The sequence below is a fragment of the Neobacillus thermocopriae genome (assembly GCF_010975035.1).
In the GTDB taxonomy this organism is placed as follows: domain Bacteria; phylum Bacillota; class Bacilli; order Bacillales; family Cytobacillaceae; genus Neobacillus; species Neobacillus thermocopriae.
Genome location: NZ_JAAIUV010000003.1, coordinates 182,688 through 206,990 on the forward strand (window position 1 = coordinate 182,688; position 24,303 = coordinate 206,990).

Consider the following 24,303-nt stretch of genomic DNA (forward strand, 5'->3'; position numbering starts at 1 on the left):
CCATAGCACTTGCAATTTTTTGAAAGTCTATTCATAAATTTAGAAATGTTTCCTTCCGTCTATAGATATACTAAAGGGTAAAACGTATTGGGGAGGAAGGAATTTGGGAAAGGTTATTATCGATGAAACGACACAAGAGATGGCGAATTTCTTTCTTGAACATGTTTTTGATAATTTATCGAAAATTATGAATGGGCCTATGCTTTATCATTACACTTCGATGGAGGCCTTAAATAATATCCTGGATCGTGAAAAATGCATTTGGGTCACACGTGTCGATTTTATGAATGACTATAAAGAAATATCTTACGTCAACGAAATTGTCCAAAAAGTAATTGTTGATGTAGAGGATTCAAAAGAAAAGGAGACATTTATTTCCTTATACAAGGACTTTGCTTCTACCGAGGGCTATTATAAGGATTTAAATATATTTGCGTTTTCATTAACAGAAAACCCGGATTCACTCGTTTTATGGAATAATTATGGAATGAATGAGGGATGTAATATTGGCATCGATGGGAAAAAGTTCTTCGGCCAATCTTTCAATTCTCAGTTTACTTTTGTAGGAAGAGTCATTTACTCAGAAGAAAAACAGAAAGCTATTGTTAAAAAGGTGATCGAAAAACTTTTACATCTGGCTAGGGATTCCCAATTATCAGAGGAGCGTTTTTCTCAAGCATTGTTATTTACTTTTGGTACATTAGGTTGCTTTATTAAACATCCTGCTTTTGCTAGTGAAGAAGAATATCGGTTTATTTACATTCCGAAATCGAATGAATCCATCCACTTCCGTGTATCCAGAGGCGCGTTCATCCCTTTTATTAAAGTCCCTGTCTATGAATATGACGAACAATCTGGTGAAAAGCGGTTGTTAATTCGAGAAATAACCATTGGACCACGGACGAAATTAGACATTGTCCGATCTGGTTTAGAATTTTATTTGACTGTGAAAAAGCTAGAAGGCATTGAACTAAGAACATCTAACGCCCCATTAAGATTTTAATTAGAATAACCAGAGCTTGAGTCAAGATGGAAGAACTCGAAAGGAAAACGGTCGTTTATGACGATTTCGAGTGAGCTTTTTCTCGTCTTCTCTCCCAATCATTCGATAGCAAATGGTATGGCTTTCACTAGGAAGATTCGCTTCCGAACAGTATAATCAAGAAATGGGAGATGAGACAAATGAACAAAAAAGACATTGCTAATATTCGAAAACAATTTAAATTAGACAACCCTAGGATGAATATTCGAGAAATCTTCAATGTATATGTCAAAAAAGAATCAGGTGAAATCTATCACCAAGTCAGCCGGCCTTTTCAAATGCTGGACCAAGAAACACAAGAACTTTTTCTAGCCAATTTTAAAAAGGTGTTGACCGGGCATCTGGATGCAAAGCTATTTGAGCTGAAATTCAAACGGGATGTGGATTACAGTACACAAACGATACTCTACGAAGGGATGCAAATGGATTCCGCCGATTGGCAGGATAATATGTTGGAGATCGTGGGAAAAATGTTTGCCTATGCCTCCTATGAATTTGACACCGTGGTGACATTTATCCGTGGAGAGTACCGGAAGCCGACCAAAAAGAGGAATCCGGAATCCGAAGAGGGTGGGGATGATGAGGTGTATGCCAATGAGTTTATCCTATGCAGCCTTAATAAAACCGATCAGCCCAAAAAAGCCCTCATGTTTGATTATATTGAAAAAGAATTCAAATCGTATCATGTCGTGGATCCGATTATTAATTTAGATTCACCTATGTGTGGTTTCTTGTTCCCTGCATTTAATGACAATCGTGCGGATGTGAATCATATTCTTTATTGTGCCGGGAAAGTGAACCAACCTGATTATACGTTTATTGAAAAAGTTTTGGATTGTGAGGATATCATTACTGCACAGGATGATAAAGACTGTTTTGATTTGATTTTAAAAGAAGTAATTGGGGACGAAGTGGATTCGAGGGTCATTTCTAGTGTTTATGAAGAGATTGATCGAGTGGTCCAAGAGAATGTGGAAAAGGAAGAAAGTGAAGCCCCAACCCTAGATTATCGCGACATCGAACGGATTTTAACTGTTAGTGGCGTTGAAAATGTGGATGAAGCGAAGGTAGAGCACGCCTTTAAAAGTGTCGTCTCAGACGAAAAGCATGAATTTAAAGCAAGTAGTTTAGTGCCGAAAACGATAAAAATTGAAACAAAAGTGGCCAATGTAACCATTGATCCAAAGGATCTGAAACATGTCAAATATATTACATACGAAGGAAAAAGATGCCTACTTCTAGAGGTAGATGAAGAGGTCGTGGTGGAAGGATTTAAATTGGAAGAGAAATCACTCTAGTGGGAGAAAAAACGGCTCGGAGAAATCCGAGCCGTTTTATGTATTTATGATCAAAATAGGAACCAAAAAAGGATACCTGAATTCTTTTATTGACAACACAATCTATTAAATTCCTAAGAAATTCAAAGATTGTCGCAAACCTTCTAGGGCAAATCCGCTTAAATATCTTAAAGCCAATAAGGCAATGATTGGCGAAAAATCAATAGGTCCGAGCGGGGGAATAAAACGTCTGAAAAAACCTAAGTAAGGCTCGACTAATTGGTGAACCCATAAACCAATTTTTGAGGTTTGAAATTGTGGAAACCACGATCCAAAAATCGCTATTAAAATCAACCAATAGTAAATTTCAAATGCATATGCACCAAGCTGTAAAATGGTCGTGCTCAATATAAATCTCCTGCCTATTTTTAGTTTTATATATGTAATACGGGTATGTCCAAAGAAAGTTTCACATTTTTTTAGAAAAATTTTTTTGGACGCCTCCGACTTTGATATAACACAATCTAGGATCCTTGGCCGGCTCATCATCCCTATCATCTGCAAATGCCGAACTTTTATGCGACTGCGATCCGAAAGCATGATGAGTAGAAAGTGGCTAAAGGGCCCCGATTATGACCGTTGTAAAGGAGGTTAATAAGGCGTCTATTCTAAATTCACTTGTCATTTTGATCGGGAACAACATTCAGTTAGATTCCTTAAATCCCCCCTTGTGCTTGTTGCCTTGCTTTTAGGGATTACTAGGCTTGCTCTTTATATCAACAGTATGAGTGGATAGCTGGAAACAGACAACCCTTTGATTTATCAGGTTTATAATATGGGTAATTTTGGCTATTACATGCCAAAAAATTGGACTGTCATGAAAGGAATTTTCATATATTGAAAAAGCGTTAATCATAAAGATTAACGCTTTTTTGGTTTAATTATCAGGGAAGAAAGAATGGTTTTTTAAAACAGGACTATTTTATCAAAAATGGAAAATATAGTGAAAAACCTTTGATTATTTAATTGAGAACATTTATCATTTGTGTTGAGAAGTGATAGTGATAATCATTATCGTTTATATAAGCTTTAAGGCAATTATAAAATTTATTGATTATCTACTTCATGGATAAATAAAGAAATTAAGCCTGATTTTTATTGAGAATGATTATCATTATTCTTCATTAGCCATATTTTTAAGGCAGTTGCTGTTATAGGTTTGAACCCTGCCAGTTGCCTTATCTTCAAGAAAGGAAGGAATATATGCAGTCTACATTATCATCCAAAAAAGTGGCAATCGTGACTGGTGCTGCTGGAGGAATAGGAGAGGCCGTTGCAAGAGAACTAGCCAAAAGTGGTATGTTCGTTGCCTTAATGGATAAAGAGGAAAATGCATTGAAAAATCTTGAAGTTGATCTGAAAAAGGAGGGCTTACAAGCGGCCGCGTATCCTCTGGATATTTGTGATCGGCCAGCTGTGGAAGAGACCGTAAAAAGAATAGAGGAAAATGACGGTCCTATTGAGGCTTTAATCAACGTAGCAGGAGTTATGCGAATGGGAACCGTTGACCGTCTTAAGGATGAAGATTGGGATGAAGCGTTCGCCGTTAATTCAACGGGGGTTTTTATTTTATCTCGTGCTGTAAGTAGGCGAATGATTCCTAGAGAAAGGGGTTCAATCGTCACAGTAGGTTCCAATGCGGCATTTACACCGAGAATATCCCTTTCTGCTTATGCTGCTTCAAAGGCTGCGGCTACGATGTTCACAAAATGTTTGGGGCTTGAGCTTGCCAAATACAATATTCGCTGCAATATCGTATCGCCTGGTTCAACGGACACGGAGATGCTGCGAATGCTTTGGAAGGATGATTCTGGAAAAGATGAGTTTATTCGGGGAGTTCCAGAGTCCTATCGTTTAGGCATACCATTAAAAAAAATAGCTACTCCTCAAGATATTGCCAATACAGTACTTTTTTTAGTTTCAAATCAATCCTCTCATATTACGATGCAAAACATATGTGTAGATGGAGGAGCGACTTTAGGCATTTCATAGAATAAAAAAGTGTAATCAGGAGGGGCGAAAAATGAATGGTGTTATAACAATGGCAGAAGAAAAAGACCAGTTGCTTAATGAGTATGAAGAGGAAGACTTTTACCTGTCTTCACCTAGAAGAACCATGTTAGCTAAGGGTGTATTTAAGGAACTATTCCATGAAAGGAATGTGGACTACAGCAATTTTTCGGAACATGTTAAGAAAGCATTGGAAGAGGCGAAGGAAGAAGGGATGCTAAAACCTGTGGTAGTAGGAGCTATCCCTTTTGATCCAAAGAATGCGCCGCAGCTCATCATTCCTGAGAAGATCCTATATGCTGAATCTCTTCAAGGAAATGATAAATTACAAGATTGCAAGGTTTCCGTTCGTACATATGAAAGTCAATTTATACCTGAACGTGAGGAATACATGGAAGGAGTCAATAAAGGGCTCACCTATATTAAAGAGGGGGAACTGGAAAAGTTTGTTCTGGCCAAAGCATTAAGATGTCAAACAATGGAACCGATAGACAAAAAACAAATTTTGCGGAATTTGGTACAGCTTAATGCAGGGGGCTATACATTTGCTGTCAATCTATTCAATCGTCAATCTGGTGATTTGAATCCCATCCATAAGCGAACTTTTATTGGAGCAAGTCCGGAGCTGCTTGTATCAAGGTCCGCAACAGCCGTGCTGGCCAATCCACTTGCTGGATCGAGACCTCGGAGTGAAGATCCTGTTGAAGATAAGCGGAGAGCGGAGGAGCTATTGGCATCAGAGAAGGATTTACATGAGCATGCCGTGGTGGTTGAAGCAGTAGCCGAAGGACTCAAGGGTCTATGTAAAAACTTGATGGTACCAGATAAGCCATCTCTTGTGAAAACAGAAACCATGTGGCATCTCTCCACAGAAATGAAAGGAGAACTAGTAGATAGCCAATTGACATCCCTAGATTTAGCCCTTGCTCTTCATCCTACACCAGCGGTTTGCGGATTCCCAACAAAGAGGGCCTATGAGGTTATTCATGAAATAGAGCCTTTTGATCGTAATTATTTTACAGGTATTGTTGGCTGGTGTGATGAAAGCGGAGATGGGGAGTGGATCGTGGCCATCCGCTGCGCAGAAATTGAAAATAGTACGGTTTCTTTATATGCAGGTGCAGGAATCGTAGAAGGGTCAAAACCTGAGGAGGAATGGAATGAAACCTCTGCTAAACTTCGCACGATGCTTAATGCAATGGGATTACAAGACTTATAGATTACGAATGATCGTATCAAATGGAATCTCAAAATTTTGAAATTCCAGTAGGCCAGCACTATATACCCTGACAGTGCCTGAGCCAAGTGGAATGTCAGTTAAGATAGAAGACACATAAATAAAAGGAGTGAAGCTTGATGGGTATCCCTTCCATCTCACCATATAAAATGCCAGGAATAGAGAAACTGCCAGAAAATAAGGTAGACTGGAAAATCGATCCTAACCGAGCTGTCCTACTTATCCATGATATGCAAAAGTATTTTTTAAATGCTTATGACGAAAACCAGTCTCCGATTATTGAACTCAAGCAAAATATAAAACGGTTGAAAGAGGAATGTAAAAAACTCGGAATCCCAGTGGTTTATTCTGCTCAACCAGGAAATCAGTCTCCTAAAGACCGGGCACTTCTTACCGATTTTTGGGGAGTGGGACTTGAGGATAAGCCTGAATACACGGACATCATTGAGGAGATCTCACCAGATGAAGGGGATATGGTGCTGACGAAGTGGAGATACAGCGCATTTAAACGAACGGAATTACTAGAATACCTTCAGTCTCAAGGGCGTGATCAGCTTATCATTTGCGGTGTATACGCTCATATAGGGTGTTTACTGTCCGCTTGTGATGCATTTATGCAGGACATACAGCCATTTTTTGTAGCAGATGCCGTAGCAGATTTTTCACCCGAATTCCATGCTATGTCATTAAGCTATGTATCCTCCCGCTGCGGAATGACCACCACAGCCTCCAAGATCGTGGAAGAGCTGAAAAGGAAAGAGGGCGTAGCTAATGAAGGGAAAAATAATATCCCTCCATTTATTGAATGAAGCTGTAAATCAATTACCTATCAGGTAATTAATTCATAAAAGGAGTCCATTGCGATGAAAAACTTATCCAGCTCAAAAGATGCGATCACTAAGATTGAAGAACAGCTTATACAATTATTGTTAAAAAGGCATAAACTTGTTCAAGAGCTGCAAACAAATGATGGGATTTCATTTGAGTCACTTTTCACAAGGATGGTCCATTTAGCGAAAAAGAAGAAAGATGAACAAATGATAAAGGCGATGGAAGATATTTTTAAGGGACTTTCAGATAAAAAGAAGGAGAAAACTTTTCTTTACTCAAGAGAACACCAGAAAGAAGATACAATCGTTACGGTAAATCACGAGCGAATTGGCAATGGCGATCCTCATTTGATTATGGGTCCCTGTGCGGTGGAAAGTTATCAGCAAGTTCGGGAAGTAGCAGCCGTATTAGCGCAAAAAGGGGTAAAGCTTTTAAGAGGTGGTGCTTTTAAACCTAGGACTTCTCCTTATGATTTTCAAGGGCTTGGACTAGAAGGATTGGAAATTCTGTCAAGAGTGGCCCGTGAACACAATATGGCAGTGGTTACAGAAATAATGAGTGTTGATCAAATAGAAGAAGCAATCCCACTTGTTGATGTCATTCAGGTAGGATCGAGAAATATGCAGAATTTCTCCCTTTTAAAAGAATTAGGTCAAATCGATAAGCCTATTTTACTGAAAAGAGGATTGTCCGCAACAATGGAAGAGTTTAAGTTGGCAGCTGAGTATATCCTTTCATATGGGAATAAAAAGGTTATTCTTTGTGAAAGAGGAATCCGGACTTACGAAACAGCAACGAGAAATACTCTCGATATATCTGCTGTTCCAATCTTAAAGCAGGAAACACATTTGCCAGTTATAGTGGATGTTACACATTCTACCGGAAGAAAAGATTTATTGGCTCCTGCCGCCAAAGCCGCACTTGCGATTGGCGCAGATGGCATTATGGCAGAGGTCCACCCGGATCCGGTAAACGCGTTATCAGATTCGAAACAGCAAATGAACTTGGATGAATTTGAGGAATTTTACAGTGAAATACAACCATTTCTTAAGCGGAATCAATATGAACAAATTTATGCATAGATACTATTGTGCCCTCTTTTAATGAGAATGATATTCATTATTGGTTATGAAAAACTTTTATTCTATTCAAGAATATTGGAGGTAGGAAGATGCTTGAAGGATTTACACCTTGGCCAGCCGATAGGGCGGAGTTTTACCGGCAGAAGGGCTGCTGGGAAGGATGGACGTTTGGACAAATGCTTGAAGACCGAAGCAAGCGGTATGCCAAAGATATCGCTGTCATAGATGCTTATTCTTCGATTACTTACGAAGAATTAAATGAGCGAGCGACGAAGCTAGCAGCTGGAATGCAAAAGCTCGGGATTGAAAAGGGAGACCGTGTAGTGGTGCAGCTTCCGAATATTATCCCCTACGTGGAGGTAGTGTTCGCTTTATTCAAAATGGGGGCATTGCCGGTATTTTCTCTACCTTCCCATCGCTTTAGTGAAATAAGCTATTTTTGTAGGTTTTCAGAAGCGAAAGCTTATATCATTCCTGACCAATTTGGCGGATTTGATTATCGGAACTTAGCAAGACAAGTTAAAGAATGCGCACCATCATTGAAGCATGTCATTGTCGTTGGAGATGAAGAGGAATTTCTTTCTTTTGACCAGGTCTATAGTGATGAACCGATGAGAGAGGTTCAAGTTCAGGGAAGTGACGTTGCTTTTTTACAATTATCCGGTGGAAGTACGGGCAGATCGAAGCTCATACCGAGAACACATGATGAATATATGTACACAATCAAATTAAGTGTAGAGTGCTGTAAGGTGACTAATCAGACCGTGTTTCTTGTCGTTCTCCCTGTAGCCCACAATTATCCGATGAGTTCACCTGGAATATTAGGGGCTCTATATGCAGGAGGGAAAATTGTGCTAAGTCTTTCCCCGAGTCCTGATGAAGCTTTTCCATTAATAGAGAAGCATCGGGTAACTATGGTGCCGCTTGTCCCACCGCTTGCCCTTCATTGGCTGGATGTGAAGCCCCAAAGATCAGAGGACTTATCAAGCTTGGAAGTGATTTTAGTCGGCGGAGCCAAATTCAGTGCAGAAGCCGCCAAAAGAATAAAACCCGTTTTCGGATGCAAATTGCAGCAAGTTTTTGGGATGGCAGAAGGATTAGTCTGTTACACACGTTTGGATGATCCAGAGGAAATCGTTCTTCATACACAAGGAAAACCTATGTCTCCATTTGATGAAATAAAAATTGTTGATGATGAAGATAACGAGCTACCAGTTGGGGTGGCAGGACATTTATTAACACGAGGGCCTTATACCATCCAAGGTTATTACAAGGCTCCAGAACATAATGCCAAAGCATTTACAAAAGATGGTTTTTACCGGACTGGAGATATAGTGAGTGTCAATGAACAGGGCTACCTAACTGTTGAAGGGAGGGCCAAGGATCAAATTAACCGTGGCGGCGAAAAAATTGCAGCAGAAGAAGTCGAAAATCATCTCCTCGCACATCCTGCTATTCATGATGTGGCCATTGTGGCAAAGACCGATCCTTATATGGGCGAAAAAAGCTGTGCTTTTGTTATTTTTCGCAGTGCAGTATCGCCGCGAGAATTAAAAAAGTTTTTAGCCGAACGTGGGCTCGCAGCTTATAAAATTCCGGATGAGTTTGTAGCAGTCGATCATTTCCCAATGACACACCTAGGGAAGGTTTCGAAAAAAGACTTGCGCGAATGGATAGAAAAAGGGCCACAGCTGGCCAGATAGAACGGAACTAATCGAAGAATGGAGGATTTTACATGACAAGAAAACAACTGCGGGAACTAATAGCATCCTATATAGAGGATGAGATGGATACCATTGCGGACGACGAAAATTTACTCTATGCCGGCTTGAATTCCATGATGATCATGTCCATTGTAGAAGAACTGCGTAAACAAGGCATTTCTGTTAATTTCCTAGATTTTTTGGAACAGCCAACGGTTGAAGGCTGGCTTGAAAAGATTCAGACACATTCGGCTGTATAAGGAGGAAAAGAAATGGCTGCAAAAAGTTATCCATTACCAGATGCAGCATTGGGAATTTGGTACGCACATCACATGACAGCAAGCCCACTGTATAATACAGCGGAATATGTGCAATTACAAGGTGATCTCGATGTGAGCATCCTATTAATGGCAGTAAACGATACAATAACTTCAGCAAAAGCATTACATATTAAGTGTTTTGAACAAGACGGACAGGTTTGGCATCGCTTGGAAGAAAACGTATCCTTTTCTTGCGAACATCAGAATGCAAACTTTGAGAAAGCGAATCGCATCATGCATGAAGATATTGCAACGATGATCGATCTGACCAAGGACCCACTTGTACGCGCCATTGTTTTTACAGAAAATAGCCAGCTGCACTATTTGTATTTGCGTATTCATCATCTGGTGAGCGATGCCTATAGCTTTCGTTTCATTTTTCAGCAAATAGCCGAGCGATATGACGCTTATTTGAATGGTCAAGAATATACGAAGGAATTTGGAAACTATGAGAACGTGATCGAAGAAGAGTGGCAATATAAACAGTCAGAAGAATATAAGAGAGATCATGAGTTTTGGTGTGAAGAACTGGCCGGTACTGAGATTGCTAGTTTGTCAGAAAGTGCTAATACGGATATCGGTGAAACTCTTTTGCATGAAAGTATGTTTAAACACGAGTGTTGGGCAAAAGTGCAGGAAATGGCCAAACAATTAAAGGTAAATGTCCAGCACGTTATAACTGCTGCCGTTGCAGCCTATACAAAACGGTTAACAAATGTAGGGAGTGTCGTACTGGGAATACCGATGATGGGGCGTCTCGGCAGTAGGGCGGTTAATGTGCCTTGTACAAAAGTAAATACGGTTCCATTACGGATGGACTTTACGGTTGAACAGTCGTTTGAGCATATCGTATTACAGACCAAGCAGAAAATGATACAGGTAGCAAAGCATCAACATTACCGTCATGAGCAGATACGCAGAGATTTGCAGCTTAATCCTGAAGACCTTCTTTTCGGTCCGCAAGTCAATTTTATGCCGTTTTATGAAGATTTAAGGTTTGGATCGGCGATTGGTGAGTTGAAAAAACTCTCTACAGGGGCTGTTGAAGATATTTCCTTCAATATTTATAAAACAAGAGAGGAAATGCAACTAGATGTGGTAGCCAATCGAAATCGCTACTGTGAATCAAAGGTGAAAGAACATGCCGAGCGTTTTATGCGATTTTTCACACAGCTATTGATGAATCAGCATCTACCAATATTTACTGTGGATTATTTAAGTGAGGGAGAGCGCAAACAAGTACTGTTGGATTGGAATCAAACTCATGTAGAAGATGAATATGTGTCATTAACCCGGGCGTTTGAAGCACAGGCGTTACGTACACCAGATGCGATTGCTATTCAGATGAATGATCAATCGATTACGTATCATCAATTAATGAGGGAAGTCCATAAAATTGCTGCAGTATTAAAAAATAAAGGGATTGGCAGTGAACAGTTTGTCGGTATTTGCATGGATCGTTCCATAGAAATGGTTGCTTCCATGCTTGGTGTGTTAAAGGCGGGCGCTGCCTATGTACCGCTTGATCCGGAATATCCACAAGACCGTTTGAATTATATGATTGAAGATTCACAGCCGGCCATTGTTCTTGTGAATTTCGAGGAACTGCCTTTTACTGCAGAAGTAATGACGATAAATGTCAAACATCTAAAACAGGAAAGAACTCTATTAGAATGGGAGTCTAGTCATTCCCCCCGCCAGGCAGCCTATATGATTTACACATCAGGTTCAACAGGGCAGCCTAAAGGCGTTGTGATTGAGATGGCAAGTTTAATGAATTTTTTACAATCGATGCAGCAAACTTTTCAACTGGATGAAAAGGAAAAACTGCTTGCTGTAACCACCATTTCTTTTGATATATCCGCGCTTGAAATTTATTTGCCATTAATAAACGGGGCATGTGTTGTACTTGCGGCGAAGCATGAAGTTCAAGATCCACAAGAGCTGGCGCGCATCATTGAACAGGAAAACATTACAATCATGCAGGCTACACCAATTGTATGGCAGTACCTTGTGAAATATTCACCGAATGCTTTAACGGGGCTGCGTGCATTGGTTGGCGGGGAAGCGCTATCCATTCACCTTGCCAATGAGTTAGGTTCTGCTGGTGCGGTTATTCATCATATGTACGGACCTACTGAAACGACGATTTGGTCAACAACTAGTCAAGTTCCAGCTGAAATTCAAGAAGTTCCAGATTTAGGAAAACCTATTCGTAACACACAAGTTTATGTATTAGATTCCATGTTGCAGCCGGTGCCGCCAGATGTAATCGGTGAGCTGTACATTGCTGGAGACGGAATTGCCCGCGGTTATCATCATCGGCCAGTGTTAACGGCCGAGCGTTTTGTTGCAAATCCGTTTGGTCCGCCAGGCACCCGAATGTATCGTACAGGTGATTTAGTGAAATGGAATAAGGATGGAACACTGCAATATATTAGTCGTAGTGACTCGCAGACTAAAATTCGGGGTTTTCGCATAGAATTAGGAGAAATTGAAGCGAAAATAGTAAAACATCAAGGGGTTAGCCAGGCAGTAGTAACAGCTCGTGAAGATGTTCCAGGTGACAAGCGCATTGTTGCTTATATAGTGGGGAGCATTGATCCTCAGGAATTCACAAAAACTTTAAAACAGGAATTGCCAGAATATATGGTTCCTTCTTTTATAGTGCCGCTTGATGCCATGCCGTTAACAAACAATGGAAAAATTGATCGTAAGCGATTGCCTCGGCCGAATATGTCCACTCAGCAAAAAAAGGAACCGAAATCGAATTTAGAAAAAACTCTTTGCCGCTTATTTGAGGAAGTGTTGTCTCTTGAACAGGTAGGGACCGATGAAGATTTCTTCCACTTGGGCGGACACTCCCTATTAGCGACACAATTATTGTTAAAAATACGACAGCAGCTGGACACGAATATAACTATTTCTTCCATATTTGAGAATCCTACGCCTGAATTATTGGCTCGGAAGCTGGATCAACATCATGCTGAGGATATATCTGTGAAGATCCAAAAGCAGAAGCGTCCGAAACGCCTTCCATTATCCTTCAATCAGAGAAGTCTGTGGTTTTTGCATCAGCTGGAAGGTCCAAGTGCGACATATAATATTCCACTTGTTGTGACATTTAAGCGAAAAATCCGAGTAGACAAATTCCGGCAGGCTGTGCAGGCAGTAGCGAACCGCCATGATATTTTACGTACGAAATATCCAGCTTCTGATGGCGTTCCATATCAGCTGGTTGTTGAAGAACCGGTTTCATTTGATGTATGGAAAGTGGAGGAAAAAGACGAGACAAGCGCAATTGAACATGCAGTCCGTTATGCTTTTGATTTACAGCATGAAGCAGGGTTTAAAGTAACCATTATCAATGAAAGAATAGCAGTATTTGTACTACACCATATTAGCGCAGATGGTTGGTCCCTAGCCACCCTTATGCAGGATATTCAGGAGGCATACGATGGTTCCTTGACTCCTTTACCTGTTCAGTATGCAGACTTTGTTCTGTGGCAGCAACAAATGCTTGAACATAAAGTCAATGGCATTTCCTTGCAGGAACGTGAATTAGCATACTGGAAAAAGCGGCTGGAAGGGATACCGGATGAAATTGAACTGATGCGGGATCGAAAACGGAATCCTAGTACAAAGGCAAAAGGGGAAACCTATAAATTTGTCATTCCATCAGAGCTGCATCAGCAGCTGTTGCAATTGGCTAAAGATTTAAATGCCACCCTGTATATGATCTTGCTTGGGGCATTTAGTGCAATGGCGACAAAGCTTGGTGCCGGAGAAGATATTGTGGTTGGTAGCCCGGTTGCAGGACGGGAAGACAAAGAAACATTGGATTTAATTGGTATGTTTATTAACACTCTTGTCATGCGTGTAGATACAAGCAGCAATCCAAGATTTGATCAGCTAATCGAACGTATACGCTCAACCTGTATTGAAGCTTGGGAGCATCAGCACGTGCCATTTGATCGCTTAGTAGAGCAAATCAATCCGGAGCGTGTGGCTTCACGCCATCCATTATTCCAAATTATGTTTGCACTGCAAAACACACCAATGCCTTCATTAAACATTGATGATAATCCAGCTGAATTTGAGCTGCATACAGTCGGGCTATCAAAGTTTGATTTAAGTATCGAAATGCGTGAATTGTATAAGGATGATACGGCAAATGGGATTGAAACCATTGTTGAGTTCAGAACGGATCTCTATGATTTCGATACGGTCGAGATGTTGATGCACCGTTATCAGATGGTGCTTACCCAGCTGCACAAAAATCCGACTATTGAGGACTTATGCATTATAACAGAAGAAGAGTGGCTGCAGACGATCAATACCTGGAATTCAGGATTGATTGAAACAGAATCATCGACAATTGTGGAACAATTTGAGCAGCAAGTAGCTGCCCATCCCGAACGCATTGCCGTTACATATGATGGCCAGCACTTAACCTATGAACAATTAAATCAAAAAGCAAACCGTTTTGCACGGTACCTCATCAAGAAGGGGATAGGGACAGATTCCTTTGTTCCACTGCTATTGCCACGTTCTCTTGACATGCTCGTTAGTATTTTGGCTGTACTCAAAACAGGTGCAGCTTATGTTCCAATTGATCCAGCCTATCCGAAGGACCGTATTGAGTACATTCTAAATGATGTGAATCCATCTATTTTTGTGATGGCAAAGGATATGGAGCTGCCTATGGAGATGGATGAAATGGAATGTATTTATATAGACTTTGAGCAGATAGGGCATCTTGATGATTCCGATATTAAACAGGAAGAGAGAAGCACCCCATTACAAAGCCTGCATCCTGCTTATATGATCTATACTTCGGGTTCTACTGGTCGTCCGAAAGGTGTTGTCATCCCTCACCAGAATGTTATTCGCTTATTGCATGCGACAGACTCATGGTTTGAGTTTAATGAACAGGATGTATGGACTTTATTCCATTCGTATGCATTTGATTTCTCGGTGTGGGAAATATGGGGAGCATTATTATATGGAGGAAGACTTGTCGTTGTACCGTATGAAGTGAGTCGATCACCAGAAGCTTTTTTACAATTATTAGCTATAGAGAAGGTAACCGTATTAAACCAAACACCGTCAGCTTTTTATCAGCTCATGCAGGCAGACAGGGATCATCCTGATATTAGTAATCAGTTATCTCTTCGCTATATTGTGTTCGGTGGAGAGTCTTTGGATTTTAATAGAGTACAAGACTGGTATTCAAGACATGCCGATGATCAGCCTGAACTAATAAATATGTATGGAATTACAGAAACAACCGTTCATGTTAGTTATGTGAAATTAACGAAAGAACTAGTAAAAAGAAATGTGAACAGCTTGGTAGGTGTACCTATCCCGGATTTAGATGTGTATGTGCTGGATTCAAAACTACAGCCTGTGCCACCAAATGTAATTGGTGAAATGTACGTGGCAGGTGAAGGATTAGCTCAGGGATATTTTGAACGTAAATCGTTAACAGCAGAGCGGTTTATTGCCAATCCATACGGAAAACCTGGCAGCAGAATGTACCGCACGGGGGATTTAGCCCGCTGGACAAAAAATGGGGAGCTCGATTATATAGGGCGTATTGACCATCAAGTTAAAATTCGAGGATTTCGCATTGAATTAGGTGAAATTGAAAATGTTCTGCTCAAACATCCGCAAATTGCACAGGTTGCGGTCATTGTTAGGGAAGATGTACCGGGAGATGTTAGATTAGCAGCCTATATCGTGAACGAAGAAGATCAAGTCATAGATACTGCGGCTCTACGCCAATTTGCGGCAAAAGATTTACCAGATTATATGATTCCTTCCACATTTACGATCATCAAGGAGATCCCACTGACTACTAACGGGAAGTTAGATAAACAGGCATTGCCTATGCCGGACCATAGTTTAAAAGAATTGACTCTGCCTCGAAATCCACAGGAGGAGCTGCTCTGTGAGATTTTTAAAGAGGTGTTACATGTGCCGCAGGTGGGGATTGAAGATGGATTCTTTGAACTAGGTGGTCATTCGTTACTAGCCGTTCAGCTAATGGGACGTTTGAAAGAGGCGTTTGGAAAAGAACTAAATATCGGCCATTTATTCGAGGCACCTACCGTTGCGAGACTAGCAGAGAAATTAAATGATGATGATGAATCGAATGCTCTTAATGTCATATTGCCATTGCGAAAAGGGGATGACCCATTGTTCTGTATTCATCCGGCAGGCGGTTTAAGCTGGTGCTATGCGGGTCTTATGAAAACATTACCGTCAAATATCGCTATATATGGTGTCCAGGCGAAAGGAATTGGCAAGAAAGAGGAGCTACCGAAAACACTGGCTGAAATGGCAGCTGGATATATTCAGGCCATCCAAAAGGTGCAGCCTGAAGGACCTTATCGATTATTAGGATGGTCGTTTGGCGGAAATGTGGTTCAGGAAATGGCTGTTCAACTGCAGCAAATGGGCCATGAAGTAGAACAGCTCATTATTTTAGATGCTTATCCCATGCACTTAGCCCCTCCATTTGGGTTGAATGAGGAGCAGGAAGCACTCGTTGCACTATTAGCACTGGGAGGATTCGAGCCGAAAATAGATGCAGAGCTAACACAGGAATTGGTGATTAGGGAGCTTCAGGCAGATGGTAGCGCACTCGCATCCCTTTCAGAAGATACGATAATGAGGTTAAAAGAAGTATTTAAGAATTCGATTCGTTTATTAAAAGAGCATGAAGCAGGCTGCTATCAGGGGGATGCAATATTTTTTAAATCAACCATTGTTCCAGAATGGTTCCCTGAGGTAGATGCACAAAATTGGGTACCCTTTATTATTGGGCATATTAAGAGCTATGACATTGTATGCAGACATGAGGATATGTGCCAGCCAACTCCGCTAGCGGAAATAGGAAAAATGGTGAAAGAAGCACTAACTTTAAAGGAAGGGAAAGGACAATATGTATAACCCATTTGAAAACGAACAGGGAAGTTATATTGTACTAATAAATGGAGAGAAACAATATTCCTTATGGCCAGCAGCAATTGACATTCCAGCCGGATGGAAGAAGGTTTATGGGCCAGAGGTGAAAATGGAATGCGTGCAATTCATTGAAGAAAACTGGCGAGACATGCGTCCAAAAAGTTTACGTCTTGCAATAGAGAAGGTCACATCTTGATAAAACTTCGACCTGATCGTATCTGTGGCTATGCTATTTTAGGTATTGCCATTGTTGCAGCCATTTTACTGATGGCATACAAGCAGTTGAAAACACTTTCGCTTATCAAATAACCAAATTTGGTAAAAAGGCCGATTTTTTCTTTATGTTATTTGTTCAATCAGATGTTTTTTCATTAAGGGAGCGTAAAGCCTCATGATTCAACTATTTGTTTGTCGCTTAAAAGAGATAGAGGAGGAGCTGTTTCACCAGCTACTCGTCAACTTACCAAAAGAACGCCAGCATCATGTTCTGCGATTTCGCCAATATGAGGACCGTTTGCGTAGCATGATAGGTAATTTGTTAATGCATATGCAATTAGCCAAACAATTGCAATGCGCCCCAGTAGAATTAAACTATCAGGTAAACCAATTTGGGAAATATGAATTAGTGAATCAGATCCTGCATTTTAATCTTTCACATGCGGGGCAGTATGTAATAGGTGCAATAAGTGACCGTCCAGTAGGAATCGATTTGGAACTGAAACAGTACCGTGATTTTTCCTTTTTTCAAAGTGTATGGACCGAAAGAGAAAAAAAGCTCTTCGAGGTTGATAGCATGAATGATTTCTATTATTTATGGACGGCAAAAGAAAGTTATGTGAAGTGGTTAGGAACGGGATTAGCGACAGATTTAAAAACCGTTGATATTGACTATGATGGGCTCGTTTATCAAAACGGAAAAAAAGAACCTGTTCTCGTTCAGAATATCGATATAGATCCACAATATCAATGCACTGTATGCAGTGAATATCGTGCTGAGAAAGTGAAGTTCCTATCTATAGAGCAGCTGATAACTTATTTTATGGAGAAATCGTGCAGTAAGAGTGATACTAGTTTCTGCTTCTGATGATATTGGTGGCAGTAAATTCAATAAAGCTCGGGTTTTTAGTTCGCAGTTTTTTCATCTCTCTAATTGTCGAACTAAATGAATGCCTGTTCTCTACTTTATGAGAACAGGCATTTTGGTTAGAGAAATCTTTTATTGTATTCTGGACTTCCGTATTCCATCATATATGCTCATTCCTGCATAAAAAACAAATATAATGATGATGCCGCCAAGTAGCCAGTTTGTAAATGGTTCGGCCGAAATGGAAAATAAGTCAGTCATAAATCCTACAAATTCCTGTTGCAGTAAATTCGGATTTAATAAGATGAAGATAAAAACGATAGTGGAAAACAGTTCTAGGACGGTGTTGAAAATTGCCATCCTTTTTGTCCATTGGCCAATAATTAATTTGTAAAGTGCCAATGCTACTTCAAGCGCAATGATAACCACAACGACTGGCCAGTATTCCAGTAGAACATCCTGATTAAATGCGGGGATTTTAAACTCCAATCCTTCGCCTCCACCATGATAAATGCCAATTAGTCGGTCAGCATAAAAGTAGAGGGTTGCCCAAATGGCTGTCCACATTAAGCTACCGAATACCTCACACTTGCTAATGGCTCTTTTCTTCGGTATATAGGTGATGTTTTTCAGATCATCGGGATAAGGCTAGAATTTCGTTATGAAGTTCAACGAAAAACTACTGAAAAACAAGAAAATCAAACACACAAAAAAAGCCCTCAAAACTAAGGGCTTTACAAATTAGTTCAATGATGAAAGAAACCAAGCTATAATCGCGACAATGGGAATTACAATTAAAGATATTTTTAATGTCTTTTTGGGTTGCTTTATTAAGTTTGCAATATAAACTGGAATTCCTAGTGTGACCGTATCAAACACGGCTAAAACTACATTTTTTGAATGAGATCGCTCCTCATCTTTAACCATCTAACCCCTCTTTTCTTTTCATAATTACCAAGCTTTTTTTACGCAATATCCAGCTTGACCTAATGTTAATCCAGCATTAATAGCTGTACAAGTAATACAACTTGGCGGTCCAGTTAAGCATACATAATAACATGCTGACATTACCATAGTTCTTAAAGGTGCTGAATCTTTCCCTTGTTTTTTAATACAACTCCAGAATGTGCTCCAAGAGAAAGAAGCAGTTACCATATTATCTTTATTAACATCATTATCCTCTTCCAAAATTTTATTATTCATTTCAGTTAAATCATATGTATATTCTTCAATAAAAACATAAGAACCTTTTTGGAATAATCCATCTTTATTAATATAGGTTTCATTAAATAGTGTATTATTTTTATAGAGTTTTGAATGCAAAATCCCATTTTTTTCGTATTTAGCCAGTTGAATAAAACTTTCTCCTCCATCCGCTATTGCGATAAAAGGATTTAATTCATCTTTATTTTTATTTTTTTTGTTTCGCTCTTCCAGGTAAAAGTAGGCAACGTTGGTATCAGCCTCATTTAAATGAACTGCGATTCGTTTTCCGTTTAATTCATAGCCCTCGGACTTAACGATCTTTTTTGCCTTTTTGAATAACTCTAAAGATTTAGCCCTGTTAATAATCTTTTTAGAATCCTTATCTGATAAAGTAGTATACGGTAATTCTGTGTTATCTTTAGATGACGCAAAAGCATTCAAATTCAACAAATTAAAAGCAACAACAAAAGCAAAAAGTAAAAAAAATAGATTTTTAATTTTTTTCATAAAGCCGCTCCTTTCTTTCATTATTTTACCATAAATTGATAGATTTGGAATAAATTTATTTATGTGGAAACGACAAATTTTTGTTTTTCTTTTAGCCTCGTATCGCAGAAAAATACCCTCAAAATTATTAATAACTTTATTAATTTTTATTAACAGATTGCATGGAACTTTATGGTATATATAGTCGGGCTTTGTTCAATGTCTTTGTAGTTAGGACAAACTATTTCCATTCTTGAATTTGAAGCATCTATGAATAAATCCTTCGAACGGATCTCCCTGACGTGTGCATTCAAATATGCACGTCGATTCCTGCGTGTTATCAACCGTTCTATTTTTTTGGGGAATTTTTTTATCTGAAAAGTATTCGAATATTCATTTTTACCTTGTAAAAAGTTTGAAATTCCGGAAAGGAAAGGTTTAAAAATATGTTCGATGACCACCAATTAAAGCTCGAAGTACGATACACCGTTCAGTTTACAGAAGAGGAGATAAATCGCATCAAAGCATTGATACCAACGAAGAATATAAGTTACTTGGATTTACGTATCTTATACAAGATGGAACGTGCTCTTCAGACACTAGGAGAAGTATATTAGGAAGAATCAAATAAAATAAGCATTTGCGTTATGCAAGGGTATAATTACATACTCCAGAAGTCGTCATAATCAACGTTTTTAATGGTAAGCTCACGAATGGCTTTTATGACCTTTTGTGCGGTTTTCATGGATGGTTAAAAAGCATCACCAATTCGAGAATCATATTGATGATCGCTTCGTCCCGGTTGAAATTAAAAATAAATTCGGCTGCAAGTGATATCAGTGAAACCGCAGCAGCAATCGGCAGTATCATCTTTAAAAGAGATATATATACATCAAAATAGCGTGGCCCGATAAGATGCATCGGCTGATCCCGATAACCGGCCGCCAGGGCTGCAGGGTTGCCCAATTTGCTGAGAGCCTCTTTAATATCTTCCTCATTGTAATCATCCGGAAGCATATCCTCGATGGTAGACTTCAGCTCGAGGGCAATGTCCGCTCGGCTTTTTTCAGGAAGTCTACGGGTCACTTCCTGTATATATATGTCAATTAAATTCATCTTCCTCATCTCCTTTTAACAGCCCATAAAGCTGTTTGGAATTCTTGATCCATTCCTCTCTCAGTTGAAGAAATATTTTTAGACCCTGTTCGCTTAAAACGTAATACTTTCGCGGCCGGCTCTCTGTATGATCCCAACTGCTTGTCACAAGTTCTTGTTTTTCTAGCCGCCGCAGTAATGGATATAAGGTGCTCTGATCAATATTGATGCCGGAGTTCTCTAATAATTGAACCAGTGAATACCCATATTGCGGTGTCCGAAGCTGGCTCAGCACTGCTAGCGTTAAAGTCCCTCTGCGCAGTTCAGTTGTCAACGAATGCAGCAGCGTGCTCATTTACCTCACCTCACTCCACATACTATGTGTCATACACTATATGGTTTATACTATATGTCATACACTATATAGTTTATACTATGTGTCATACAGTATAATTGTGCATCATGCAACAAACTTTGATATCTTACAATTTTTTTTATTCCCTGTCTTCACAAATGGAGGAAGAAAGGTTAAAAAGAACATCGCCATCTTGAGAAGGAGCACGTCTTTTCCTGTTCCTATATCTAAGTAGGAGAGCTTCCATAAGGAAGGCTTCGTCAGCTTAAACATCGCACGACCGAAAGCGATCACTTTAGGGAGGAGGTCATACGCCGCTGCCCAGGGAGCTTCCGCTTTTCTTAGAAGATAAGAAAAATCATTTTGATTTCGATAACTGTCTAGCTCCAGCCCCCTAGCGTCTAGTGTCTTTCGGTCTCCGCCCTACGATAAGTCAACATCGAATCGCTTTCGCTCTTCGTGTTTCCTATAACTCAGTTGGAGACCTCCAAGTCATACGCCGCTGCCCAGGGAGCTTCCGCTTTTCTTAGAAGATAAGAAAAATCATTTTGATTTCGATAACTGTCTAGCTCCAGCCCCCTAGCGTCTAGTGTCTTTCGGTCTCCGCCCTACGATAAGTCAACATCGAATTGCTTTCGCTCTTCGTGTTTCCTATATCTCAGTTGGAGCCCTCCAAGCCATACGCCGCTGCCCAGGGGGCTTCCACTTTTCTAATAAAAGGGTTTTCGAAAATTTTCCCAACCACCCGAAAGAGATAAAATATTGATTAATTGTAATATTAAAAATAAACTGAAAATTGCAATATGGCCAATTGCATTTATTACAAAGGTAGGAGGAGAAAAGGGTTGAGAAAAGGTTTAAAAAAGAGAAAAATGTTAGGAGCTGCTTTACTTGCTTTGACAATGGGAGTCACCACATTTTCCACAGGGGCTTTCGGTCAAGAACCAGATCCTAATCAGAAAATTCGTGTGAGTATTAAAGGTCCGAAATCAGAAATGGCAAGTGCCAAGAAAAACTATAAAGCCCGCTGGGATTTTGGAACAGATGGCTTTACAGTTGAAGTGAATGCGAAACAATACCAGGCATTATTGAAAAATAAAAATTTACAAATTGAGAAAGTTCATGAAGTAAAGTTAGAACGAGTTCAGGATTCAACTAAAGGAAAATCAGGTGCGACAGCTATCACTTCTCTTCCGAGTGACCGCACACCTTGGGGAATTGAAGCGATTTATAATGATCCGTCGATTACAAGTACATCTGGTGGGAAAGGAATCAAAGTAGCTATATTAGATACAGGTGTTTATATTAATCATTATGATTTAGTGGGAAGTGCTGAACAATGTAAGGACTTTACCCAAGCCACATCCATTGTCAATAATTCGTGTACAGATCGAAATGGACATGGGACACATGTGGCAGGAACAGTTCTCGCCCATGGTGCCTCAGATGGATTAGGAGTCTATGGGATAGCACCCGAAGCGAAACTTTGGGCATACAAAGTTTTAAATGACAATGGATCAGGATATTCTGATGATATTGCTGGAGCCATTCGTCATGCAGCTGATGAAGCCGTTCGGACAGGCTCTAAGGTGATTATCTCTATGTCATTAGGATCCAGTGCCAAAGATAGCTTGATCGCCAGTGCGGTAGATTATGCTTACAGCAAAGGAGTACTCGTTGTGGCTGCCGCAGGTAACAGTGGGCCTGGTGTCAATACGATTAATTATCCAGGAGCATTGCCAAATGCCATTGCTGTTGCTGCTTTGGAAAATGTTCAGCAAAATGGTACTTATCGTGTAGCTGACTTCTCGTCCCGTGGTTCTTCTGCTACAGACGGTGATTACGTGATTCAAGAGCGTGATATTGAAATTTCAGCTCCGGGCAGAGATATTTTATCTACCTGGTATGATGGAAACTACAACACCATTAGTGGTACTTCCATGGCTACCCCTCACGTATCAGGTTTAGCAGCAAAAATATGGTCATCTAATCCAACGTGGACTCATACTCAACTGCGTGCAGAATTACAAAGAAGAGCGAAATTGTATGATATTAAAGGCGGAATTGGGGCTACGACCGGAGACGACTATGCTTCAGGATTTGGGTTTGCGAGAGTAAAATAAGAAAAAGGGAAAAAGCCATCTGATTTAAATGGCTTTTTCCTATCTGCTCATTTATCAACATAACGAACAACCCCTTTAAGTTAGAAAATTTTTCCTGAAATCAATTCTCTTACTGATATTTCTTTTACGATTGGAGATATTATTTTATAAAAGAGCGAGAGGGGCTGATGATAGTATGAATCATATATTATCATTTCGATTTTAAGATTTCCCAATGGATCTATCGAAATTTCTTTAAAAATAAGTTGAAATTTAATGTTGAGGAAGGGCAGCGAAAGATGAAGTACAAGTGGATTAGGATAAACGTTAAAAACAAATTTCAAATTAGAAAAGGGCAAGAATTGTGTGGCCAAGCATAAAGAGGTATTGTTTTGGAGTATTGCCTTTCCTGGATTTGGTCAACTATTAAATGGAAAATTGGTAAAAGGGATTATTCTCATATTTCTAGAATTTATCGTGAATGTTCAAGCCCATTTTAATGAAATTATTATACTAAGTTTTCAAGGTAAGATTGAAAAAGCGATACAAACTGCGAACTATCAATGGTTAATGTTTTATCCATGTTTGTATTTCTTTGCAATGTGGGATGCATTTCAAGATGCTAGTGAGAATGTTGATCGATCGCTCTTTCTTCCGTTCTTATTTTCTGCTTACTTTGTCACGGTTGGCTGCATATATTCTTCCAAATTAAACCTCTTTGGAGTACTATTGGGGCCAGTGTGGTTACCTATGCTTTGTGTCATTCCGGGACTTATTGTGGGATTTACGATTCGATCTTTATGGGCAAAAAACAGAATGCCTCTTCAGGATGAGAACCATCATGAGTAATAAAATTATTCGAAAGGCGGTTTATCTAAGGCCTCATTGTTGATTAAGGTTGTGTTACACATTTGGATACATGAACGGGTAACAAGCCTCTGTGGTCGTGCAGAAAACGCCAAGAAGGGTTCCGTTCGCGTACGGAAAGCGAATCACAAAGAGAGCAAATCCATCGCTAGGTTAACACAGCCTTATTCATTAATAAGAAAGTTCGTTGCATTTTTAATATGGTCAACTAGCGGCGTTCCTGGATGAGTGGAAAGGCTACCAATACGTTTATTACTTAATAAGACGGTAGGTCTTCCTTATTCTTCGATGTGGAATTCTTTACATATTTCGTCGAAGGGGCTTCGAGCCTTCTACGGCTTTAATCAACAACATGAGTAATGACTTTTCTATTTTTCCCTCACAGGGAGAAATCCCCTTTCAAATCTCTCCCCTTTAAATGTAAAAAATATTCCTTACTAATCAGTTTAACATTCGAATGTAATACCTAAATTTAAGATTTATTAAAGCCTTTCACCCATTTCCGTGGTCTCATATTTCAAAATAATTGGTTCATGGTGATAATTTTGTTACTATAGGTTCATCAGTTCCCTAA

At 39.7% G+C, this 24,303-nt stretch carries 18 protein-coding genes and 4 pseudogenes; 16 read left to right on the forward strand and 6 right to left on the reverse strand.

Annotation, left to right across the window (positions count from 1 at the left end; translation table 11 throughout):
* The first annotated feature begins 103 nt into the window (after positions 1-103).
* Positions 104-1,003 carry a DUF2971 domain-containing protein gene (locus tag G4Z05_RS03440; protein ID WP_163250477.1) on the forward strand — a complete coding sequence of 300 codons (900 nt, stop codon included), beginning with the start codon at positions 104-106 and terminating at the stop codon, positions 1,001-1,003.
* A gap of 179 nt (positions 1,004-1,182) precedes the next feature.
* Positions 1,183-2,340, forward strand: coding sequence for a DUF4317 domain-containing protein (locus tag G4Z05_RS03445; RefSeq protein WP_163250478.1), 1,158 nt, complete (start codon positions 1,183-1,185; stop codon positions 2,338-2,340).
* A gap of 105 nt (positions 2,341-2,445) precedes the next feature.
* Here the strand turns inward: G4Z05_RS03445 and G4Z05_RS03450 are convergent, their stop codons facing one another.
* Positions 2,446-2,730 carry a YggT family protein gene (locus G4Z05_RS03450; RefSeq protein ID WP_163250512.1) on the reverse strand — a complete coding sequence of 95 codons (285 nt, stop codon included), beginning with the start codon at positions 2,728-2,730 and terminating at the stop codon, positions 2,446-2,448.
* Positions 2,731-3,582: 852 nt separating this feature from the next.
* Between G4Z05_RS03450 and G4Z05_RS03455 the strand changes: the two genes are divergently transcribed.
* The 11 genes and pseudogenes from G4Z05_RS03455 to G4Z05_RS03495 all read left to right on the forward strand — a co-directional run bounded on the left by G4Z05_RS03455 (position 3,583) and on the right by G4Z05_RS03495 (position 17,618).
* Positions 3,583-4,371 (forward strand): 2,3-dihydro-2,3-dihydroxybenzoate dehydrogenase, encoded by a 789-nt coding sequence (locus G4Z05_RS03455; protein ID WP_163250479.1) that lies wholly within the window; start codon positions 3,583-3,585, stop codon positions 4,369-4,371.
* A 31-nt stretch (positions 4,372-4,402) separates the two neighbouring features.
* On the forward strand, positions 4,403-5,608 hold the full coding sequence (gene dhbC, locus G4Z05_RS03460; protein WP_163250480.1) for an isochorismate synthase DhbC: 1,206 nt from the start codon (positions 4,403-4,405) through the stop codon (positions 5,606-5,608).
* A 137-nt stretch (positions 5,609-5,745) separates the two neighbouring features.
* Positions 5,746-6,405: pseudogene (locus tag G4Z05_RS03465) on the forward strand (isochorismatase family protein); the annotation flags it as partial.
* A gap of 78 nt (positions 6,406-6,483) precedes the next feature.
* Entirely contained in the window at positions 6,484-7,539 is a 1,056-nt protein-coding gene (locus G4Z05_RS03470) for a bifunctional 3-deoxy-7-phosphoheptulonate synthase/chorismate mutase (protein WP_420872899.1), read from the forward strand.
* A gap of 89 nt (positions 7,540-7,628) precedes the next feature.
* A complete protein-coding gene (locus tag G4Z05_RS03475) occupies positions 7,629-9,242 on the forward strand; it encodes a (2,3-dihydroxybenzoyl)adenylate synthase (RefSeq protein WP_163250483.1) in 1,614 nt (537 codons plus the stop codon).
* A gap of 32 nt (positions 9,243-9,274) precedes the next feature.
* On the forward strand, positions 9,275-9,502 hold the full coding sequence (locus tag G4Z05_RS03480) for a phosphopantetheine-binding protein (protein WP_038539274.1): 228 nt from the start codon (positions 9,275-9,277) through the stop codon (positions 9,500-9,502).
* A 12-nt stretch (positions 9,503-9,514) separates the two neighbouring features.
* Positions 9,515-12,274 (forward strand): annotated as a pseudogene (locus tag G4Z05_RS16760) (non-ribosomal peptide synthetase); the annotation flags it as partial.
* 24 nt (positions 12,275-12,298) lie between these two features.
* A pseudogene (locus G4Z05_RS16765) lies at positions 12,299-12,517 on the forward strand (phosphopantetheine-binding protein); the annotation flags it as partial.
* Positions 12,518-12,562: 45 nt separating this feature from the next.
* The gene (locus G4Z05_RS16770; protein ID WP_477505075.1) at positions 12,563-16,519 is read left to right on the forward strand and encodes a non-ribosomal peptide synthetase; all 3,957 of its coding nucleotides are present in this window, start codon (positions 12,563-12,565) and stop codon (positions 16,517-16,519) included.
* The gene (locus tag G4Z05_RS03490) at positions 16,512-16,730 is read left to right on the forward strand and encodes an MbtH family protein (RefSeq protein WP_163250485.1); all 219 of its coding nucleotides are present in this window, start codon (positions 16,512-16,514) and stop codon (positions 16,728-16,730) included. Before G4Z05_RS16770 ends, G4Z05_RS03490 begins: the two co-directional genes overlap by 8 nt.
* A gap of 195 nt (positions 16,731-16,925) precedes the next feature.
* Entirely contained in the window at positions 16,926-17,618 is a 693-nt protein-coding gene (locus G4Z05_RS03495; protein WP_163250486.1) for a 4'-phosphopantetheinyl transferase family protein, read from the forward strand.
* Between the two features lie 132 nt (positions 17,619-17,750).
* Here the strand turns inward: G4Z05_RS03495 and G4Z05_RS03500 are convergent, their stop codons facing one another.
* From G4Z05_RS03500 to G4Z05_RS03510, 3 genes are all read right to left on the reverse strand, one after another.
* Positions 17,751-18,185 carry a hypothetical protein gene (locus tag G4Z05_RS03500; RefSeq protein WP_240465298.1) on the reverse strand — a complete coding sequence of 145 codons (435 nt, stop codon included), beginning with the start codon at positions 18,183-18,185 and terminating at the stop codon, positions 17,751-17,753.
* 174 nt (positions 18,186-18,359) lie between these two features.
* Positions 18,360-18,545, reverse strand: a complete 186-nt coding sequence (locus tag G4Z05_RS03505) for a hypothetical protein (protein WP_038539286.1) — start codon at positions 18,543-18,545, stop codon at positions 18,360-18,362.
* A gap of 24 nt (positions 18,546-18,569) precedes the next feature.
* Positions 18,570-19,331 carry a hypothetical protein gene (locus G4Z05_RS03510; protein WP_163182769.1) on the reverse strand — a complete coding sequence of 254 codons (762 nt, stop codon included), beginning with the start codon at positions 19,329-19,331 and terminating at the stop codon, positions 18,570-18,572.
* Between the two features lie 425 nt (positions 19,332-19,756).
* Here G4Z05_RS03510 and G4Z05_RS03515 point away from each other — a divergent pair, with 425 nt between their 5' ends.
* Positions 19,757-19,927 carry a hypothetical protein gene (locus G4Z05_RS03515; protein ID WP_163250487.1) on the forward strand — a complete coding sequence of 57 codons (171 nt, stop codon included), beginning with the start codon at positions 19,757-19,759 and terminating at the stop codon, positions 19,925-19,927.
* Between the two features lie 145 nt (positions 19,928-20,072).
* Here the strand turns inward: G4Z05_RS03515 and G4Z05_RS03520 are convergent.
* Together G4Z05_RS03520 and G4Z05_RS03525 are read right to left on the reverse strand one after the other, a co-directional pair.
* Positions 20,073-20,426 (reverse strand): annotated as a pseudogene (locus G4Z05_RS03520) (HAAS signaling domain-containing protein); the annotation flags it as partial.
* A complete protein-coding gene (locus tag G4Z05_RS03525; protein ID WP_038539291.1) occupies positions 20,413-20,760 on the reverse strand; it encodes a PadR family transcriptional regulator in 348 nt (115 codons plus the stop codon). The gene G4Z05_RS03525 and the pseudogene G4Z05_RS03520, both read right to left, overlap by 14 nt.
* An 872-nt stretch (positions 20,761-21,632) precedes the next feature.
* Between G4Z05_RS03525 and G4Z05_RS03530 the strand changes: the two genes are divergently transcribed.
* Together G4Z05_RS03530 and G4Z05_RS03535 are read left to right on the forward strand one after the other, a co-directional pair.
* A complete protein-coding gene (locus G4Z05_RS03530) occupies positions 21,633-22,883 on the forward strand; it encodes a S8 family peptidase (RefSeq protein ID WP_163250513.1) in 1,251 nt (416 codons plus the stop codon).
* Between the two features lie 345 nt (positions 22,884-23,228).
* Positions 23,229-23,711: a hypothetical protein gene (locus G4Z05_RS03535; RefSeq protein ID WP_163250488.1), complete on the forward strand. Its 483-nt coding sequence runs from the start codon at positions 23,229-23,231 to the stop codon at positions 23,709-23,711.
* Positions 23,712-24,303 lie beyond the last annotated feature (592 nt).

Coding starts and splice junctions, on each gene's coding strand:
- G4Z05_RS03445 (WP_163250478.1), top strand. CDS start 1,183: ATGAACAAAAAAGACATTGCTAATATTCGAAAACAATTTAAATTAGAC.
- G4Z05_RS03455 (WP_163250479.1), top strand. CDS start 3,583: ATGCAGTCTACATTATCATCCAAAAAAGTGGCAATCGTGACTGGTGCT.
- dhbC (WP_163250480.1), top strand. CDS start 4,403: ATGAATGGTGTTATAACAATGGCAGAAGAAAAAGACCAGTTGCTTAAT.
- G4Z05_RS03475 (WP_163250483.1), top strand. CDS start 7,629: ATGCTTGAAGGATTTACACCTTGGCCAGCCGATAGGGCGGAGTTTTAC.
- G4Z05_RS03480 (WP_038539274.1), top strand. CDS start 9,275: ATGACAAGAAAACAACTGCGGGAACTAATAGCATCCTATATAGAGGAT.
- G4Z05_RS03490 (WP_163250485.1), top strand. CDS start 16,512: ATGTATAACCCATTTGAAAACGAACAGGGAAGTTATATTGTACTAATA.
- G4Z05_RS03495 (WP_163250486.1), top strand. CDS start 16,926: ATGATTCAACTATTTGTTTGTCGCTTAAAAGAGATAGAGGAGGAGCTG.
- G4Z05_RS03500 (WP_240465298.1), bottom strand. CDS start 18,185: ATGTGGACAGCCATTTGGGCAACCCTCTACTTTTATGCTGACCGACTA.
- G4Z05_RS03505 (WP_038539286.1), bottom strand. CDS start 18,545: ATGGTTAAAGATGAGGAGCGATCTCATTCAAAAAATGTAGTTTTAGCC.
- G4Z05_RS03510 (WP_163182769.1), bottom strand. CDS start 19,331: ATGAAAAAAATTAAAAATCTATTTTTTTTACTTTTTGCTTTTGTTGTT.
- G4Z05_RS03515 (WP_163250487.1), top strand. CDS start 19,757: ATGTTCGATGACCACCAATTAAAGCTCGAAGTACGATACACCGTTCAG.
- G4Z05_RS03525 (WP_038539291.1), bottom strand. CDS start 20,760: ATGAGCACGCTGCTGCATTCGTTGACAACTGAACTGCGCAGAGGGACT.
- G4Z05_RS03530 (WP_163250513.1), top strand. CDS start 21,633: ATGTTAGGAGCTGCTTTACTTGCTTTGACAATGGGAGTCACCACATTT.